This window comes from Paracidovorax sp., assembly GCF_057642795.1.
In genome coordinates, this window is the sequence record NZ_JBXYZY010000033.1 from 1 (window position 1) to 689 (window position 689).

At 29.2% G+C, this 689-nt stretch carries 1 protein-coding gene; it reads left to right on the top strand.

Annotated elements, in window-relative coordinates; all coding sequences use genetic code 11:
• Positions 1-411: 411 nt before the first annotated feature.
• Positions 412-689: transposase (locus AC3A84_RS12830; RefSeq protein ID WP_487970086.1), on the top strand; the 278-nt coding region annotated here is incomplete at its 3' end.

Below are 689 nucleotides of genomic sequence, written 5' to 3' on the forward strand. Positions count from 1 at the left end.
AATAATGAATCATGATACATCAAAAAGAATGAAATCATATTCATATTAAATTCGTCGTTCAGATTCATTAATGAGAACTAAAAATTTAAAAACTTAATATAAGCGTATTTTAAATTTAGCTATCCAAAGTCAATAGCTAAGAGGATGAGACATAATTCCTAGCAAAATAGCCAGTAAATGAGTTTTTTATAAATTCATTTACTGGCTTCTTTATTTACAATACTTCGTATTGTTGGATTATACTTTCTTAGGGGACAGCTTCATCTTGTAGTCTTCAGCTTGTCCTGTTCCCTCAAGAGTATCGCCAAAATATTTTGTGTTTATATGACATTTTACATTGAAATACTTAAAAAATAAGACCCTTTCGTATAATTTAATAAATACCACTAAACTAATTTAACGAGGTGCCTTATATATAAAGATTATAATATGACTCAAATTACTTTACCAAAGCAAACTTCAGTTCTTATCTCCACAAACGATTTTGTAGAAACAATTCCTAAGACTGAATTCGATGAATTCAGACATCATCGTGGTGCAACACCATACCATCTAAAAATGATGTTAAAAGTAGTTCTATATGCCTACACACAATTTGTGTTTTCAGGACGTAAGATAGAAAATTTACTCAATGTTAGCATCCGAATGATGTGGCTATCACAAAATCAAAAGTTTTCTTTTAAAACGAT